The organism is Flavobacterium album (assembly GCF_003096035.1).
Lineage (GTDB): Bacteria > Bacteroidota > Bacteroidia > Flavobacteriales > Flavobacteriaceae > Flavobacterium > Flavobacterium album.
In genome coordinates this window covers 879,298-896,144 of the sequence record NZ_CP029186.1, presented here as the reverse complement: position 1 = coordinate 896,144, position 16,847 = coordinate 879,298, and the positions used below count along the sequence as shown (strand labels likewise).

Below are 16,847 nucleotides of genomic sequence, written 5' to 3'. Positions count from 1 at the left end.
GTCAGAATGACACGGATACTAATCTTTTGACTTCGGCATAGTCTTCCGAACACCTGTATTAAAAAACCTCGCAGGTTATTCCGGATTTGTTTCAGTGTTATGGATAACTAAATCACCAAATAAACCTACTTCCTTCCCACCACCATCTTCCGTGCCTGCTTAAATTTGCCTGCCGTGATCTGATAGTAATAAATACCTTCGGATAATCCTGAACCGTCAAATTCTATTGTGTTTTTGCCGGGGGCAAAAGTGTCGTTGGCAATTTCTTTTACAAGCCTGCCCTGGTTGTTGTATAGCTTTATACTGGCCTTTCCGCCATTCATCAGGTAAAGCGGGATCTGGGTAACGCCCGCAATCGGGTTGGGGTAGTTCTGGCCCAATGAATTACCGTCTTTTACAATTTCATGGCCGTCCACTCCAAGTGATCCGTCATGTTCGGTCTCAAAAAAGTAAAGCCCTTCATAAAATGCCTGGTTGCCTGCGCTTCCGCCCAACAGCAGCCTGTTGTCAGGATGCGGTATAAGGTTTTCACCATAGAACTCGGCATATTCAGGCCCTACGAAGAACTGCTCGTCGCCATTACCTTCAGCATCTACCGTAATAAGCGTTGCGATAGGGAAGGGGGCCTGGTATATCTTATGCGGGAACGGGTCAATGATCTCCTGGTCCATGATAAAGCAATTGTCTGAGCCGTCAATATGGAAGTCATTATAATAACGCATGTCCTCCGACGAAAACTCCCACAGCTGGTTGCCATCGGCATCATATTTCAGCAATACATTGTGGATGTCACCGGCAAGGGGATCAATGCTATAGCCGACAACCGCAATCGCACCGTCAGAAAATTGCTTAACCGTATAGGAACGCTCATTCCTGTCGGCTTCATCATATTCGTGACTCCACAGCACGTTACCATCGGCATCCACTTTGGCAACTATTATATTGGTATAGAACGTATCACTGTTTTCATCATACCCGTTTAAGTATACGTCACCACCGCTATCGATAAGCAGGTTAGAACCCGAAGAGTTAGAACCGTCATAAGGCACTTCGGCAACCCATCCGGCACTGCCATCGGCGTTGAATTTTACCACGGTAGCATTCACTTCCTGCGCCATAAAATCGCCTGAGCCGGAGTGGCCGGTAAGGATAAGCTCGCCACCCTGGCTCACTTTCCCTGCATTTACCAGGTAGATATTGTCGCTTTCATTCCCTGTGCCGGTATAGGTTGTCCATTGCGGCGCACCCGATGCGTTCAGTTTCATGGCTACGAACGACGCGTGTTCTGCCGCTTCATTTTCAAAAGCCGTACCGCCCAGGTAAAGCGAGCCGTCCTGCCCGGCTTCCATCACAAATACTGCTGCGTTGGTAAGCTCTACCTCGGTTTCCCAAAGCTGGTCGCCTGCCGGTGAGAATTTCTTGATAGTAAGCGCCGTCTGGTCAAAATCCGGCAGCAGGCAAACGAACAGGTTGCCATCGGCATCCGCACGGCCTATGATGCCATTGGCGGCATTGCCATTATCTGCATTAAATACTTTCTGCCAGGCAATTGTCCCATCGGCATTGTGCTTTACCAAAAAGTAATTGGTAATAAGCATGTTATCGGCAAAAACATAAAATTGCCCGGTAGATATCGTTCCGTTGTGGTTATCCGGAAACGAATACAGCATGGTAGCGCTCGGGTTGCCCAAATTGGTGTAAACCGTATTCCAGTCGGTTGCCGGCGCGGTAGCTGCAAAACCCGACTTTACCGTTTCTATCACCGCACCCTGCGCGCTGTAGTAGGAGTTGACAGCAAAGTACACATTGCCATCGGCATCCAGGCCTGCACCGGCCATATCGCCCATGCTTGCAGTACCATCCGTTGTTACGATTACGAACGCTGCCTCACCCAGCAACGTGCCATCCGGCGAATATTTCTTAGCCCTTGCGGCAACATCCTGCTGCCATTCTTCCGCACCGGGTGTCATGCCCTTGGCGGCAACCACAATATCATCACCATCAAACAGCAGTTGGGTATTGCCGGCATCTATCAGGTCGGTAGTTTCCCGGATCCAGTTTTGGGTACCGTCAAGTCCGTAAGACACGAATGTATTGCCATTTTCGGCAAACCCGCCATTGTGCGTTCCTGCAACATACAGCGTGTTGTCGTGCACCGCTATCGCAAAAGCCTGTGTTTTTTGGGTGTCGCTTTTATAGGTTTCAACCCATTGCTGCACACCTGCCGCGTTGTATTTTATAGTACCGAAACGCCCGAGGAAGGTATCGAACACACCAGTTACATATACATTCCCGTTGGCATCTGTAGTAATTGCCCACGGTACCGAGTTAGTAACATCGGCAATATTATCAGGGTCGGTGCTTTCATAATTATAATCCTGTGCCCATACTTCGGCGCCTGCCGGGCTGTATTTAACGGTGTGGTAGTTCAGCCAGCCTTCCGCATTGGGGCTGTAGCCTGCCACTACTACATTGCCGTTTCCGTCGAGCGCAATGGCGGTCGCCTCGTTCCAGCTGCCTTCGCCGGGGCCGCTATCGCGAACATTCCACGCTTCAGAGCCGTCAGCATTGTATTTCACCGTAATATAATCTATCGAAGTCCCTGAATAGCTCATGCCGGTAACAAAGATATTCCCGTTGGAATCATTAACTATTGCCGCAGGGATATCGACACCTTCGCCGGGACCGTTGTAAATGCCGGTCCACAATTTTGCACCTGTGGAAGGGTTGTATTTAATGGTCTTAATGTCCATATCATTACCGTTCCAGTGAATGCCTGTAGTGATAAGATTCCCATCGTTATCAAGCAACAATTTCATCCCGGTTTCCACGGCATATTGCGGCGATTCTTCCCGGGCTTCCCAAAGTATGGTTCCTGTAGGGCTTACTTTTATTGTAAAATAATTGCCGCCCGCATAGTCTTCGCTTCCGCTTCCGCCAGTAATATAAGTATTGCCTGCCGCATCGGTTATCGAGGCTAAGGGTACGCTGTTGCCTTTGGCTGCCAGCCCACCGTAAAATTCGTATTCCGTATCCAGTGTTGCCATATTGGTAGCGGGGCGCACACCCAGCTGCGACAGCATCCTTTTCTGCGGGTCGTTTATTATTTTAGGTTTGGGCAGTTGCTTTTGCCATTTCGACAGCTTTGAGAGCACACCGCTTTGCTGCGACACCTCAAAGCCTTTTTGGTTCTCAAATCCGTTTGCGCTTTGTGCACTCGCCGTTACGGGCAGCAGTACAAAAGCGAAAACAGCCGAAACCAGTGGGGTAATAAATTTCATAGCCAATGATTTTGATTAATAGTATCGTAAATTTATTTATATCCCTCATTAAATAAGCGTTAACAGTGTTGACATGTGTGTTGACAGAGGGCCTCCTAGCCCCCGAAGGGGAATTCTACTCGGGCGTGCTTACTCATTGGTTATCGGGACTGAGTGGAGTTCCCCTTCGGGGGTTAGGGGGCCAGGTGAGGCCAAAATGTCGCATTTGTTCAATACCGGTGTTTATGCTGTGCCTACTTTTGCCCCGTCAATCATTAAAATCAAATCAAATGAACAGTTACCAACGCTACAATGTATTCAACAACATCCACAAGGGATTAAGGGGAATGTTGTTCCACCTGCAGATAACCATACAACAAACCGATTTTACCCATCCTGAAGCCGGGGCAGTTATTGCGGAGATGGAAAAGGCATTGCGGTATTTCGATGAGCATGCCGACCATGAAGACCGTTTTATCCTGGCGAATATTGCCGCACTGGAACCCTCCATTGTACAGGAGCTGGAAAACGACCATGTTATCGACCACAATCTTAGCGAAGCCCTTCGTGGGAGTATTACACAATGGAAAAATGCGGTTACAGATAATGAAAAAGAAATGGCGGGGAAACAGCTATTTTTCGCCATGAATGAATTTATTGCCTTCAACCTCTACCACATGAACAAAGAGGAGAACCAGTTGCTGTTGCTGCTTTGGAAACACTTTACCGATGAAGAAATACACAGCATGGAGCAGCAGATAATCGCCGCGATAGATCCGGAAGTGCTTATGGCCGAAAGCCGCTGGATGATGCGTAGCCTGAGCGTACCCGAAATATCGGGTTGGCTGGAAGGCATCCGCATGGGTGCGCCGGAAGCGGTGTACCAAATGTACCTAGGGATGGCAAGGGAAGAGCTATCGGCCGAACGTATGGCGCAGGTTGAAGAAAAATTCGCGTTAAATTATTAGTTTTCATACATTTGCACTATGAATATTTCCTATCGCGAAATACAGCCGTCACCCGAATTGCAGTCCTATGTGGATTGCTACTGGATGCAAACCTTTACCGAAACGGCAGGAGAGCTGTCGCCCATACAGCGCTGCCTTCCTTTCGGCACCGTAGAGCTTATAGCCCATCTGGATGATAACCGTTGCGAGGTGCTTTTTGACGGTATCTGGCACAAACTGCCACAAGTGTTCCTGGCAGGCCTGTACCGCGACACGGTATTGTGGCGCTCGCCGGGCGACAGCAGGAAATTCGGCATACGCCTGAAGCCCGAAGCGCTATACTCGCTTTTTAAAATGCCTGCATCCGCGTTGTATAATGACTATACTTCTATAGACAATATCGGTTTGCGCCAGGCAGTATCCTTTACCGACACCCTCATAGGGCTCGCAACCCCTGACCAGATCGTCGCAAGGGTAGAGGCCTACCTTAAGGAGCAGCTGCTGAAAAACCAACGGGAAAGCAATTATTTTATAGAGGCGGCCAACCTGATGCGCAAGGCAAAAGGCGGCATCAGCGTGGAAGAAGTGAGCAGCAGGCTTGCAGTCAGCCCGAGGCAGCTGCAGCGCGTGTTCAGGGACCAGGTGGGTACAAGCCCGAAAACATTTGGCCGCATCATCCGCTTCAGCAATGCCTTTAAGGAAATGCAAAACCTGGAAGAAGCCGGCGGCTGGGCAGGGTTATCCTATCTCTTGGGCTACTCGGACCAGGCGCATTTCATCAGGGAATTCAAGGAATTCTCCGGCGTCATCCCCAACCTGATGCTGCACGACGAAGGCATGGTTTTCCGCAAAACGGGAATTGCAATTTAATCCTACTTGTTTTCTTAAACACACCCTGGCCCCTCTCAAGAGGGGAAGAGCTTCACTCATGCCGAAAATAAGCCCGTATTAAGGGTTTGAGTAAGCATACCCCGAGTGTTCCCCGCTTGAGAGGGGTCGGGGTGTGTTCCTTCAAAAAAACAATACATCATCAATCATCATAAATCAAATAAATGGACATTACATTGACAAACCCCTGGCAGTGGCAGGACTCCCTTGGCTATTCACAGGCCGTAGAAGTAAAAAATAATACCAGGACACTTTACTGTGCAGGGCAGGCCGCTGTGGATGCCAACGGGCAGCCTTCCGGCGAAGGGATGCGGGCGCAGATAAAATTAGCGCTGCAAAACCTGGAACAGGTAATTGAAAAAGCGGGATATACCCCAAAAGGTATTGTGCGGCTTAATTATTACACGACATCTATCCCCGAATTCTTTGCCGCTTACGATATCATAACCAGCTGGGTGCTGCAGCACGGCATACAGCCCGCAAGCACGCTTATAGAAATAAAGGCATTGGCGTTCCCGCAGCTTCTTGTAGAAATAGAGGCTACTGTGTCCGGTTAAAGCTTCTTTGTTAATGTGAATTTGGCTTGATTGACGTTGTCACTTCGAGCGCAGTCGGGAAGCATGATTATGGTAATACTTTGTACTACGCATAATTCACATTTTCATAATTAGGTTGTTCCGGACTCAGAATAAAAAAATTTCATTTCCCAAAAACCTGCTGACATAGGGCTGTCACAAGACACAAATATCTTTGCTTCATAAACCAAATAAAAGTAAAGATCATGGAAACGAACATTGCAACAGCTACCGTAATTACACCCGAAGCATTTTTGGCACACTGGCAGGGCCACAGGGGTCTCACCCGCAGGATTATCGAGGCATTCCCCGAAAAAGAACTCTTCACATTCTCCATCGGGGGGATGCGCACCTTTGCCGTACTGGCTATGGAAATGACCGACCTTGCCAATCCCGGCATAGACGGCATCGTGACCGGGGAATGGAGGGAAAAGTACAACATGTCCCACCAGACAGGCGAAGGCATGCCGGAAACCAAAGAAGAGCTGCTGGCCCTTTGGGACGAAACTACTGCCAAGATAGACAGGCTTTGGGGCCAGCTGGACCCGCAGCGCTTCCAGGAGCAAACGGTGGCATTCGGCCAATGGCCCGGCCCGGTATACGGCACACTGCTCTATTTTGTGGATAACGAGATACACCACCGTGGGCAGGGCTATGTGTACCTGCGTGCTTTGGGTATCGAGCCACCGGCCTTCTGGGAAAGGTAAAAAGTGATAAGCCTCATATTTTTGAGGCTTTTTTATTGACTTTCAGCAGTGTAAATTTTTTAACAGGTGACTAACGTCATGTTACACCCCGCTATAGCGCCTGATCTTTGTACTATAATTCAAATACTTTAGGTCATGAGCTATTATCAAAAAAATTTAGAGGGATACTTAAAAGGGTTTATGGGGTTTAACGCACTTGCCGTAATGGTGCAAAGCTGTATTGGTGGCATCGCTGCAATGATGGTGCTTGAAAACGGAGCCAGCCCCGCCCAAATGATACAATTATTTTTTGTGGTGATACTTGCCAGCGGCTTCAATGGCGCGGTACTGTCACAGCAAAAGCCAAAATTGGTTTTCGACCTGCTATTACTAAGCGTAATTGGCAACAGCCTTATCGCGGTGGTAAACGCTTTTATATAATAGATTTTCTAAACTTTCTGTAAAAGGGCTGCATAATTGCGGCCCTTTACTATTGTAAAGCTCTTCTTAGGCGTTTTTGCTAAAACTGTAGCTGCTTAAGATTACCAGTTATAGCGATACCCACGGTATAAATCACTACGCTATCATATCATTTGCCACCCACTACCAGCCCATTACCAACATATCAATAAACTTTGAGTTAGCCACTTTGAATTCCAGGATCGCATATTCTTCGAACTCCATAGCTCTATTAAGTATGCTATATTTAAATGATTAGTAAACATAATGGCTAAAGCTTATTCAAATAATTTTTTCCTTTAAACTTGTTTTGATATTCTTTTTATAAAAATTAAATAATCCGTATTCAGATTTCTTTTTCATATCCATAAACTGAACTTCAAATGATAATAACTCATCATTATAAAATGTTTCGGTAACAAAATATTCCCCTGATAAAATTAAATATAAAATATCATTAACAGTTTTGTCTAAAAAGTCTTCTGACCTGAATTTACAACCGTTTATGTAAATTTTAAAGGATAAATCTCTAAATGTAATAATGACTTTGCCTGAATCATCAGCAGTGGGCTCAAAAAAAATCAGTTCAAATTCTATTTCTAAATCTTCATATAATACATTTATTAGATCGTAATTTAAGTTTTTAAGTAATGGCAGAATATCAAGAACTTCTCGCTTAATATTTTCATTTACATTGGATTGCTCAAAGTACAAAATAAAGTTTGTAAAATCTTCTTCATTATTTCGGAGACAGCATTGTTCTGGTATCATTTCATAAAGTTATAATAATTTAATGCTTTTGATGGTTATTTTCAAATAGATATTTCAGTTTTTATATAATGTTCAAGGTAATGTAATTTTATAGTGCAGTGATTCTATCGCATCAAATTAAGGTATTCCCTAAATTCTGGGATGTATTAGATTAATAACCTTACATCCAGTCAATAATTTGTTCATTACGTTTTCTGTCTTTGCTGAAGTAGGGTGTGTTACCATAAATTTCCGCTTGTTCGGCAAAGCTTTTTACCGTGATGGACTGGAATTCATAATCTTCATCATCGTGTTTAAATACCCTGAATCCGTTAGTAAGCTCCTGTGCTGAGCATGCTATAAAATGGCTCAGGTCGCGGGCCATCATGTTTATTCCCACGCCTTCGGTTAAATCATATACTGCCCCATAGGTGGGCGATTCCCTGATACAATTTACCACGATATAGTTGGCGCCGTAATTAAATAATATAGGCACAAAGCCATGAGGCCACATAGTGTCGTCATCCCCATTAAATCCGGCAAAGTCTTTAACCGCATCATAAGATTCTTTCAGGTTCATTGCGGCCATGCCTGCCGCAATTTCTGTTGGCATATCCTCAAACTGGCGCTCTTTACTGTAATCATAGCCATCGATCATCATGAAATAGGTAATGAGGTCGGCGGGCAACTCCACATTTTTCAACTCGTTTAATTTTAATACCGATTCAATGCTGTCAGCTCCTTTTATTACCATTGGCCCAGCAGAACCATAATCGGCTAATATTTTAAGGTAGTTTTCAAGTTCAGATTTAAAGTCACTCATTGGTTTATATTTTATGTTTATCCAGGATTGTTTTTCCTTTAATTATTGGGAATTTCAAATATAGCATAAAACAAAAAAAAGCAGCACATTGCTGTACTGCTTTTTAGTAGCCTCGCCAAGAATCGAACTTGGATCAAAAGTTTAGGAAACTCCCATTCTATCCGTTGAACTACGAGGCCGTTATTTTCGAGGTGCAAATATAGAAATTCTATTTTTGTTTAAAAGCTAAAAATGTAAAATTTTCCTTAATTCGTTTTCTGCACGTTTTTGCAGAACCGTAACAGATAGGTTTTCCTGAGTATTTTTAGAGATTCTCATTAGAAAAGCCTGCGGTTGTGTGTTATTGGCGAGGTGCCATATCAGAAAGCAGATTGATGCAATATATAAGATTTACATCAGCTATCCTACAGGCAGCAATATTGTAAACTCCGTGCCTTTGCCCGGCTCGCTGCTGACGCTGATATGGCCATTATGGTTTTCTACTATCTTCTTGCAGAGTGCCAGGCCGATACCGGTCCCGCTGTTATCGGTAAGGCGTTTGAACATCCTGAACACCTGTTCGCCATACTGCTGCTCAAAGCCCACGCCGTTATCCTTCACGCTTATTTTTACATGGCCTTGCGAGTGGTTCAGCCCGGGATAATTACTAATCTCATCAATACCTGCATTTTCGCTGTAAATTTCGATTACCGGATTATCAGAGCTGAATTTTATTGAATTGTTTATCAGGTTGGCAAATAATTGATTGAGCTGTATTGGAATGCCCTTCAGTACCGGGAGGTCATTCTGTACGATAACTACCTGCTTTTGTTCGATCAGCAGCTCAAAATCGTCTTTGATGGACGCAATGACGGTATTGAGCGATACATCTTCAAAAAGTTCGTCGGCACGGGAAAGCTGCGAGTATTTCAGTACGTCCTTTATAAGGCTCGACATACGCTTTGCGGCCAAATTTATTTTTTCAAGCTGCTTCTTCGCTTTTTCCGGATCGCTGATATTGGTTTCCAGCATTTCGGCAAAGATCTGTATCTTCCTCAATGGCTCCTGCAGGTCGTGCGAGGCGATATAGGCATATTCTTCCAGTTGCTTGTTGCGGAACTCTATTTCCAGCGCATAGTTCTGCATCCTGTCATCGGCCAGTTTCCTTTCAGTAAGGTCGCGCGTTACTTTAGTGAAACCGATGATATTGTTCTCATCGTCATGCAGCGCTGTTATTACGACAGATCCCCAAAAGGTGCTGCCGTCTTTCCGTACGCGCCAGCCCTCATGTGTGGCCCTGCCGGTATACAGGGCACGGGTAATAAGCTTTTCGGGCAGTTTTCCTTCCTGGTCATGCTTTTGATAGAATATCCTGAAATTCTTCCCGATGATCTCTTCTTCGGTGTAGCCCTTTATCTTTTGGGCGCCAAGGTTCCAGTTAAGGATGTATCCGTCATGGTCAAGGAGGATAATCGCATAATCCTGTACTTCCTCAATCATCTTATGGTAACGTTCCTCGCTTTTTTTAAGGTTGAGCGTCCTCTCGGCCACCATTTTTTCCAGCACCTGCGAAAGCGACCTATAGCGGCCCTCATCTTCGATTTGCAGGGCATCCTCCAGCTTTTTATGGGTAATGTCAGTGATGATGCATAGGATTCCTGTCAGGGATCCGGCTGTGTCCAGCAACGGTTGTACATCCAGTTTTATATCATGCCGTACCCCGTTATGCCTTTCGATTATAAGCTCTTTATGCCTTACAGGATGGTTTTCGCGTAGTACTTCGTTCACTGGGCAGTCGTTTGCCGTGAGCAGCGAGCCATCGGGATTAAATATTTTCATGAACATATGCCATAGCACGCCTTTTTCGGGAGCTATTCCCCAAAATTTTGTGGCAGCAGGATTAAAAAAAGTAATCCTTCCGTCCATATCGCAAATGTATATGGGCGTAGGCATGGCTTCCAGCAAAGAAATATAGTTCGCAGGGTGTGAATGCGGTGTCAGTCCGGGAAACGAAGAAACGGGGCTATTATCTGCATTTTCCATAAAACGATATTGATAAGGGTAAATATAATCAATTAGCTAATTGCCATAAACATGCCTACACCGTGGCGGTATTGAGATAATAAACGGCAGGCGTACCGGCCAGTATCAGGGTAAGGGCCGAGGTGAGGGCACCAATGCTTGATGGCTTTACCAAAAAATGGGCAGCGCCGAGTTCGCGGGCATCCTCTGCATCCCGTGTATAGGATGAGGTGGTGTATATAATGGCAGGGACATTCGCGAAGCGGGGTATTTGCTTTATGGCCTCGAGGCATTCCTTGCCGGTCATATAAGGCATATTAAGGTCAATGAAAATAAAGTCCGGCAGAAAATCCGGATTTTCGTTAATGAAGTTCAATGCCTCAAGCCCGTTTTTGACCGTAATACAGGAACAGCAATTATCGGCAGATCCCAGTGCCAGCGAAAAAATCTCGCGGTCATCTTCATCATCATCTATCAGGAAACAGGTACGCTTGTTGCTCATAAGTAAGGATTAATCGATAAAATTACGACTTTACTTATGCTGGCAGCAATTGTCTGCGTTAAACAGTTGTTAAAAATTCATAATGTCCGGTTCCATATGGCTTTGCCTTGTTTCATGAAGAGTGCCACTCGTATAATATTGCGTCAGCAGTTCGCTGAAATTAGTGTTCAGCTGTGGGAACTCGGTGATAAATTCCGCGAACGAACCCTGCTTGCTGTTCTCCACAAAATAATCAATGAGCTTAAGGGAAGCGATGGTCAGTGTGAGGTTGAATTTATCTGTCACGCCAAGAATCTTTACATAGTCCTGTAGTTGGTTCACGATATTATAACATGCTTTATCCAATCCGTAACGGCGTATATGTATCCATGCCAGGCGGATGTGAGCCTCGTGGGTGAAGAGGTCAGGGTCGAGCGAGCCTGTCCCGAACAGGCGCTCAAATTCGGCATCGGTAAGGGAGAAATGGGTTTCCATAGCAATGGTCTTTTACATATAGATGTAAAAGAGGGGGTAAAGGTTGTGTATGGGGCATAAAAAAACTCCCGCAGGGGAGTTTGTTAAACTTATATTTTGAATAATTTTGAAAATTTTTCTCTTGGAACCTCGTAGTAGGCATTCGTAATATCAGTTGCCTGCACCTTATCAACTTCATATGCTGAAGCCTCCTTAAAGACAAAGCGGATAGTGTCTTTATATGGCCTTATTTTTATAATTAAATGATCATAAATTGGCTTTTCATTTTTCAAGATCTCTTTCGCCAGATCTTCCTCAATCCTTTTGGCCACAGAAAATTCTGTTGCACTTATAGGCATATCGCCTCTGTATAGTACTGGTATAGATGTGGATGTCGTTTTGTCAGCTTCAGGATTTTTCAGTTTTTCCAGTTCTTTCGTATCAAACACAAAATATTTAATCGCCATGGTCTGATGCCATCCTTCTTGTATGTTAGGATAGTCATAGTATCCGGAGGTGTATTTTTGTATAAATATCGAATAGCTTGAATCACCAATCATTACATCGTGCAATTCATAATACAAAAAGTTATCCCCATCTAACTTGTTGGTTCTGTAGTCCCACTGCCCTGTAGAACCCTGGGTCCATCCTTTTGCGGCAATTAATTTGCCAATAGTCGTTTTGTTGATTTTTGGCAAAGCAACATCTACTCTGTCTTGTGCATTGCCGATGATCATTACAAGAAGCATAACGGCAGATAAATAAATTTTTTTCATGGCTTATAAATATTTAAAGTTATGGGACAAATATAAATAATTTGGTCATTCGTGCAACTCAAACGTTATCATTCCCACATATTTTCCCAATTTCCCCTTTGCATAAAAAAAATCGTTACTTTCGCAAATTGATTTTTAGAAGGTACTACCAATGAGTAAGAAGTTTACTGAATATAAAGGACTTGACCTTGCCGGACTAGCAGGCGAAGTGCTTGATTTCTGGAAGAAGGAGCAAATATTTGAAAAAAGCGTAACAACCCGCGAAGGGAAGCCGCAATATGTATTTTACGAAGGCCCGCCAAGCGCGAACGGCCTTCCGGGAATTCACCATGTTATGGCGCGTGCCATCAAGGATATTTTCTGCCGTTACCAAACGCAGAAGGGCCACCAGGTAAAGCGTAAGGCAGGCTGGGATACCCACGGCCTTCCGGTAGAGCTTGGCACGGAAAAAGAGCTTGGTATCACCAAAGAAGACATCGGCAAAACCATATCTATAGAAGAATACAACGAAGCCTGTAAGCGTACGGTAATGCGCTACACCGACGTGTGGAACGACCTTACCGAAAAAATGGGCTACTGGGTAGATATGGAAGACCCGTATGTAACCTACAAGCCGAAATACATGGAGACCGTTTGGTGGCTCCTGAAGCAGATATACGACAAAGGCCTGCTATACAAAGGCTACACCATACAACCGTATTCGCCAAAAGCGGGTACCGGATTATCTTCACACGAGGTAAACCAGCCGGGTGCGTACAGGGATGTAACCGATACGACTATCGTGGCACAGTTTAAAACGATTGCCGACACACTTCCTGATTTCCTGAAAGGATTTGGGGATGTGGATATCATGGCCTGGACGACAACACCATGGACACTTCCATCAAATACGGCTTTGACTGTCGGCCCGAACATCGATTATGTTTTGGTACAGACATTCAACCAATATACTTTCCAGCCGATAAATGTTGTATTGGCAAAGAACCTTGTAGGCAAGCAGTTCGGCAAAAATTATTTTGAAAGTGCCGATGATGCTGCCTTCAACGATTTTAAAGAAGGAGATAAAAATATACCATATAAAATATTGGCAGAAGCCAAAGGCAAAGACCTGGTTGGCATCCGTTACGAGCAATTGCTTCCTTTCGTGCTGCCATACCAAAATCCTGAAAATGCTTTCCGCGTAATATCGGGCGACTTTGTTACCACCGAAGACGGTACAGGTATCGTGCATACCGCGCCTACTTTTGGTGCCGATGATGCCAAGGTAGCCAAAGAAGCCAAACCGGAGGTGCCGCCAATGCTTGTATTGGATGATAATGGTAACCCGGTTCCGCTCGTAGATATGCAGGGCAGGTTCACCTCGCATTCCGGCAGCCTGGCTAACCCGAATGGCAAGCCGCTGGAACTGGCAGGCAAATATGTAAAGAACGAATACTACGACGCCGGAACCGCACCGGAAAGGTCGGCCGACGTAGAGATATCTATCTACCTGAAGGAAAATAACAAAGCCTTTAAGGTAGAAAAATACGTGCACAGCTACCCGCACTCCTGGAGGACGGACGAGCCGCTGCTGTACTACCCGCTCGATAGCTGGTTCATAAAAATGACCGATGTTAAGGAGCGCATGTTCGACCTGAACGATACCATCAACTGGAAGCCCAAGGCTACCGGCGAAGGGCGTTTTGGCAACTGGCTGAAAAGCGCCAACGACTGGAACCTGTCGCGCTCCCGCTACTGGGGTATCCCACTCCCGATATGGAGGACAGAAGACAAGACTGAAGAAATGATAATCGGTTCGGTTGAAGAATTATTCAACGGCATCGAAAAAGCAGTTGAAGCCGGACTGATGGCAGAGAACCCGTTCAAAGGGTTTGAGCCGGGCAACATGAGCGAGGAGAATTACGATTTAGTTGACCTCCACAAGAATGTGGTAGATAAGATAGTGCTGGTTTCGCCGTCGGGCAAGCCAATGCACCGCGAAGCCGACCTTATAGACGTTTGGTTCGACAGCGGCGCCATGCCGTATGCACAATGGCATTATCCGTTCGAAAATAAAGAGCTGATAGACAACCACAAGGCGTTCCCGGCCGACTTTATTGCCGAAGGGGTAGACCAGACCCGTGGCTGGTTCTATACGCTGCATGCGATAGCTACTTTGGTATTCGATGAGGTGGCTTATAAGAATGTAGTATCCAACGGATTGGTGCTCGACAAGAACGGCCAGAAGATGAGTAAGCGCCTTGGCAATGCGGTAGACCCGTTTACCACACTTGCCGAATACGGCCCCGATGCTACGCGCTGGTACATGATAAGCAATGCCAACCCGTGGGACAACCTGAAATTCGACATTGAAGGTGTGGCTGAAGTCCGCCGTAAGTTCTTCGGTACCTTATATAATACGTACTCATTCTTTGCGTTATATGCTAATATCGACGGTTTTTCTTACGAAGAGCCGGAAGTGCCGCTCAACGAAAGGCCGGAGATCGACCGCTGGATTTTGAGCGAGCTGAATACACTGATAAAAGACGTGGACGGCTTCTATGCCGATTATGAGCCTACCAAAGCCGCACGTGCAATATCTGATTTCGTTCAGGAAAACCTGAGCAACTGGTACGTTCGCCTGTGCAGGAGGCGCTTCTGGAAAGGCGAATATGCGCAGGACAAGATAGCGGCCTACCAGACCTTGTACACCTGTCTTGTGGCCGTGGCAAAGCTAAGCGCGCCGATAGCGCCGTTCTTTATGGACAGGCTTTATAAAGATTTAACAAAGGCTTCACAACAAGAGAAGTTCGAAAGCGTACATTTAGCCGATTTTCCTGCTTATGCTGATAACTTTGTTGATAAATCGCTGGAAAGCAGGATGCAGAAGGCGCAGACCATTTCGTCGCTTGTCCTTTCACTAAGGAAGAAGGAGATGATAAAGGTACGCCAGCCGCTGCAAAAGGTAATGATTCCGGTGCTTGACGCAAAACAGAAGGCTGAAATTGAAGCCGTTGCAGAGCTGATAAAAGCCGAAGTGAACGTGAAGGAAATAGTGCTGATGGATGATGCATCGGGTGTGTTGGTGAAGCAGGTTAAGCCTAATTTCAAGGCATTGGGCCCGCAGTTTGGCAAGGATATGGGTTTGATAGCCAAAGAGATACAAAGTTTCTCACAGGAGCAGATCAACACTATTGATAAAGAGGGCAGCCTTGATATTGTGGTATCAGGAAAAAGTATTACTTTAACCTCTGCTGACGTCGAGATCTCATCGCAGGATATCCCGGGCTGGCTGGTGGCTAACGCAAATGGCATAACAGTTGCACTGGATATCACGATTACCGATGAATTAAAGAAGGAAGGCATTGCCCGCGAGCTGGTGAACAGGATACAGAACATCAGGAAAGACAGCGGATTTGAAGTAACCGACAGGATAAAAGTGTACCTTCAGGATAATGCGGAACTTGAAGGCGCAGTAAAAGCCAATGAGGCTTATATCATGAGCGAAACGCTTACAGATGAGCTAATATTTATGGCAACTATTGAAAATGGAACCCAAATTGAATTTGACGAAATAACAACCTTATTATTAATTTCAAAATAGATAGAGAAATGGTAGATGAGCAAATAAGATACTCTGACGCAGACCTTGCAGAGTTTAGGGAATTAATTACAAAAAAAATAGAGAAAGCCAAAGCAGACCTGGAGCTGATACGAAGCGCTTATATGAACGACCTTAATAACGGCACCGACGATACTTCACCAACGTTCAAAGCATTTGAGGAAGGAAGCGAAACCATGTCGAAGGAAGCGAACTCACAGCTGGCTATCCGCCAGGAGAAGTTTATCCGCGACCTGAAGAATGCCCTTATCCGTATCGAGAACAAAACCTACGGCATCTGCAAAGTTACCGGCAAGCTTATAAGTAAAGAACGCCTTAAACTGGTTCCGCATGCTACCATGAGCATCGAAGCCAAGAATATGCAACGATAATCAAAACGCCTTTAGGGCGTTTTTTTGTCGGAAGTCCGAAGTCCGAAGCTATCAACGCGTACCTAAGCAGCCTCCGACTTCGGACTTCCGACAAAAAACTTAATTATTACAATATTTTCCGTTACTTTTGCGCGTAAAATCAAAAAAATGTCCTTAAAGAAAGCTTACCTTATTGTTATTCTTGTATTGCTGATCGACCAAATATCGAAAATATACATCAAGACCCACTTTATGGAGCGGGAAAGTGTAGATGTTTTCAGCTGGTTCAGGATCAATTTCATAGAAAACGAAGGTATGGCATGGGGCGCAAAGATCCCAACCTGGCTGGGCGGCAAGCTTACGCTAACCCTTTTCAGGATACTTGCGGTAGGCGGTATAGGCTGGTGGCTTTGGGACTCGGTTAGAAAGCACCACTCAAAATACCTTATCGTATCCATCGCCCTGATACTGGCAGGCGCTTTTGGCAATATTATCGACTCGGTTTTTTACGGCGTTATGTTCGACCACAGCCAGGGGCAGGTAGCCACTCTTTTTTCAGATAAGCCGTATGGCACGCTTTTCCACGGAAAGGTAGTAGATATGCTTTACTTCCCAATAATAACAAATGCGCACTGGCCGTCGTGGTTTCCTGTTATAGGGGGTCAGGAGTTTTCTTTCTTCAACGCTATTTTTAATATTGCCGATGCGGCTATATCCGTAGGTGTGGGCATACTTATTGTGTTTAATAAAAAGGCATTCGCGAAACAGTAGTTTTC

General features: G+C 45.4%; 15 protein-coding genes and 1 tRNA gene. 8 read left to right on the top strand and 8 right to left on the bottom strand.

What is annotated here, in order from left to right; genetic code table 11:
• Positions 1-125: 125 nt before the first annotated feature.
• Positions 126-3,281 carry a T9SS type A sorting domain-containing protein gene (locus tag HYN59_RS03940; RefSeq protein ID WP_108777025.1) on the bottom strand — a complete coding sequence of 1,052 codons (3,156 nt, stop codon included), beginning with the start codon at positions 3,279-3,281 and terminating at the stop codon, positions 126-128.
• Positions 3,282-3,550: 269 nt separating this feature from the next.
• On the opposite strand from HYN59_RS03940, the gene HYN59_RS03935 reads away from it, so the two are divergent.
• From HYN59_RS03935 to HYN59_RS03915, 5 genes are all read left to right on the top strand, one after another.
• Entirely contained in the window at positions 3,551-4,228 is a 678-nt protein-coding gene (locus tag HYN59_RS03935; RefSeq protein WP_181369505.1) for a hemerythrin domain-containing protein, read from the top strand.
• Positions 4,229-4,246: 18 nt separating this feature from the next.
• The gene (locus HYN59_RS03930) at positions 4,247-5,077 is read left to right on the top strand and encodes a helix-turn-helix domain-containing protein (RefSeq protein ID WP_108777023.1); all 831 of its coding nucleotides are present in this window, start codon (positions 4,247-4,249) and stop codon (positions 5,075-5,077) included.
• Positions 5,078-5,259: 182 nt separating this feature from the next.
• The gene (locus HYN59_RS03925; protein WP_108777022.1) at positions 5,260-5,652 is read left to right on the top strand and encodes a RidA family protein; all 393 of its coding nucleotides are present in this window, start codon (positions 5,260-5,262) and stop codon (positions 5,650-5,652) included.
• 224 nt (positions 5,653-5,876) lie between these two features.
• Positions 5,877-6,377: a DinB family protein gene (locus HYN59_RS03920; RefSeq protein ID WP_108777021.1), complete on the top strand. Its 501-nt coding sequence runs from the start codon at positions 5,877-5,879 to the stop codon at positions 6,375-6,377.
• A 180-nt stretch (positions 6,378-6,557) separates the two neighbouring features.
• Positions 6,558-6,797: a hypothetical protein gene (locus tag HYN59_RS03915; protein WP_146185854.1), complete on the top strand. Its 240-nt coding sequence runs from the start codon at positions 6,558-6,560 to the stop codon at positions 6,795-6,797.
• Positions 6,798-7,097: 300 nt separating this feature from the next.
• On the opposite strand, the gene HYN59_RS03910 is transcribed toward HYN59_RS03915, so the two are convergent.
• From HYN59_RS03910 to HYN59_RS03880, 7 genes are all read right to left on the bottom strand, one after another.
• A complete protein-coding gene (locus HYN59_RS03910) occupies positions 7,098-7,586 on the bottom strand; it encodes a hypothetical protein (RefSeq protein WP_108777019.1) in 489 nt (162 codons plus the stop codon).
• Between the two features lie 160 nt (positions 7,587-7,746).
• On the bottom strand, positions 7,747-8,388 hold the full coding sequence (locus HYN59_RS03905; RefSeq protein ID WP_108777018.1) for a hypothetical protein: 642 nt from the start codon (positions 8,386-8,388) through the stop codon (positions 7,747-7,749).
• Between the two features lie 107 nt (positions 8,389-8,495).
• Positions 8,496-8,567: transfer RNA gene (locus tag HYN59_RS03900), tRNA-Arg, on the bottom strand.
• Between the two features lie 220 nt (positions 8,568-8,787).
• The gene (locus HYN59_RS03895) at positions 8,788-10,410 is read right to left on the bottom strand and encodes a PAS domain S-box protein (protein ID WP_108777017.1); all 1,623 of its coding nucleotides are present in this window, start codon (positions 10,408-10,410) and stop codon (positions 8,788-8,790) included.
• A 55-nt stretch (positions 10,411-10,465) separates the two neighbouring features.
• On the bottom strand, positions 10,466-10,891 hold the full coding sequence (locus HYN59_RS03890; RefSeq protein WP_108777016.1) for a response regulator: 426 nt from the start codon (positions 10,889-10,891) through the stop codon (positions 10,466-10,468).
• Positions 10,892-10,960: 69 nt separating this feature from the next.
• Entirely contained in the window at positions 10,961-11,365 is a 405-nt protein-coding gene (locus tag HYN59_RS03885) for a hypothetical protein (protein ID WP_108777015.1), read from the bottom strand.
• An 89-nt stretch (positions 11,366-11,454) separates the two neighbouring features.
• Positions 11,455-12,120: a hypothetical protein gene (locus HYN59_RS03880; RefSeq protein WP_108777014.1), complete on the bottom strand. Its 666-nt coding sequence runs from the start codon at positions 12,118-12,120 to the stop codon at positions 11,455-11,457.
• A 151-nt stretch (positions 12,121-12,271) separates the two neighbouring features.
• Between HYN59_RS03880 and ileS the strand changes: the two genes are divergently transcribed.
• The 3 genes from ileS to HYN59_RS03865 all read left to right on the top strand — a co-directional run bounded on the left by ileS (position 12,272) and on the right by HYN59_RS03865 (position 16,842).
• Entirely contained in the window at positions 12,272-15,703 is a 3,432-nt protein-coding gene (ileS, locus tag HYN59_RS03875) for an isoleucine--tRNA ligase (RefSeq protein WP_108777013.1), read from the top strand.
• Between the two features lie 8 nt (positions 15,704-15,711).
• On the top strand, positions 15,712-16,092 hold the full coding sequence (locus HYN59_RS03870) for a TraR/DksA family transcriptional regulator (protein WP_108777012.1): 381 nt from the start codon (positions 15,712-15,714) through the stop codon (positions 16,090-16,092).
• A 147-nt stretch (positions 16,093-16,239) separates the two neighbouring features.
• Positions 16,240-16,842: a lipoprotein signal peptidase gene (locus HYN59_RS03865; protein WP_108777011.1), complete on the top strand. Its 603-nt coding sequence runs from the start codon at positions 16,240-16,242 to the stop codon at positions 16,840-16,842.
• Positions 16,843-16,847: the final 5 nt, after the last annotated feature.

Coding starts and splice junctions, on each gene's coding strand:
- HYN59_RS03910 (WP_108777019.1), bottom strand. CDS start 7,586: ATGATACCAGAACAATGCTGTCTCCGAAATAATGAAGAAGATTTTACA.
- HYN59_RS03925 (WP_108777022.1), top strand. CDS start 5,260: ATGGACATTACATTGACAAACCCCTGGCAGTGGCAGGACTCCCTTGGC.
- HYN59_RS03865 (WP_108777011.1), top strand. CDS start 16,240: ATGTCCTTAAAGAAAGCTTACCTTATTGTTATTCTTGTATTGCTGATC.
- HYN59_RS03880 (WP_108777014.1), bottom strand. CDS start 12,120: ATGAAAAAAATTTATTTATCTGCCGTTATGCTTCTTGTAATGATCATC.
- HYN59_RS03915 (WP_146185854.1), top strand. CDS start 6,558: ATGGGGTTTAACGCACTTGCCGTAATGGTGCAAAGCTGTATTGGTGGC.
- HYN59_RS03920 (WP_108777021.1), top strand. CDS start 5,877: ATGGAAACGAACATTGCAACAGCTACCGTAATTACACCCGAAGCATTT.
- HYN59_RS03930 (WP_108777023.1), top strand. CDS start 4,247: ATGAATATTTCCTATCGCGAAATACAGCCGTCACCCGAATTGCAGTCC.
- HYN59_RS03870 (WP_108777012.1), top strand. CDS start 15,712: ATGGTAGATGAGCAAATAAGATACTCTGACGCAGACCTTGCAGAGTTT.
- ileS (WP_108777013.1), top strand. CDS start 12,272: ATGAGTAAGAAGTTTACTGAATATAAAGGACTTGACCTTGCCGGACTA.
- HYN59_RS03940 (WP_108777025.1), bottom strand. CDS start 3,281: ATGAAATTTATTACCCCACTGGTTTCGGCTGTTTTCGCTTTTGTACTG.
- HYN59_RS03905 (WP_108777018.1), bottom strand. CDS start 8,388: ATGAGTGACTTTAAATCTGAACTTGAAAACTACCTTAAAATATTAGCC.
- HYN59_RS03935 (WP_181369505.1), top strand. CDS start 3,551: ATGAACAGTTACCAACGCTACAATGTATTCAACAACATCCACAAGGGA.
- HYN59_RS03895 (WP_108777017.1), bottom strand. CDS start 10,410: ATGGAAAATGCAGATAATAGCCCCGTTTCTTCGTTTCCCGGACTGACA.
- HYN59_RS03890 (WP_108777016.1), bottom strand. CDS start 10,891: ATGAGCAACAAGCGTACCTGTTTCCTGATAGATGATGATGAAGATGAC.
- HYN59_RS03885 (WP_108777015.1), bottom strand. CDS start 11,365: ATGGAAACCCATTTCTCCCTTACCGATGCCGAATTTGAGCGCCTGTTC.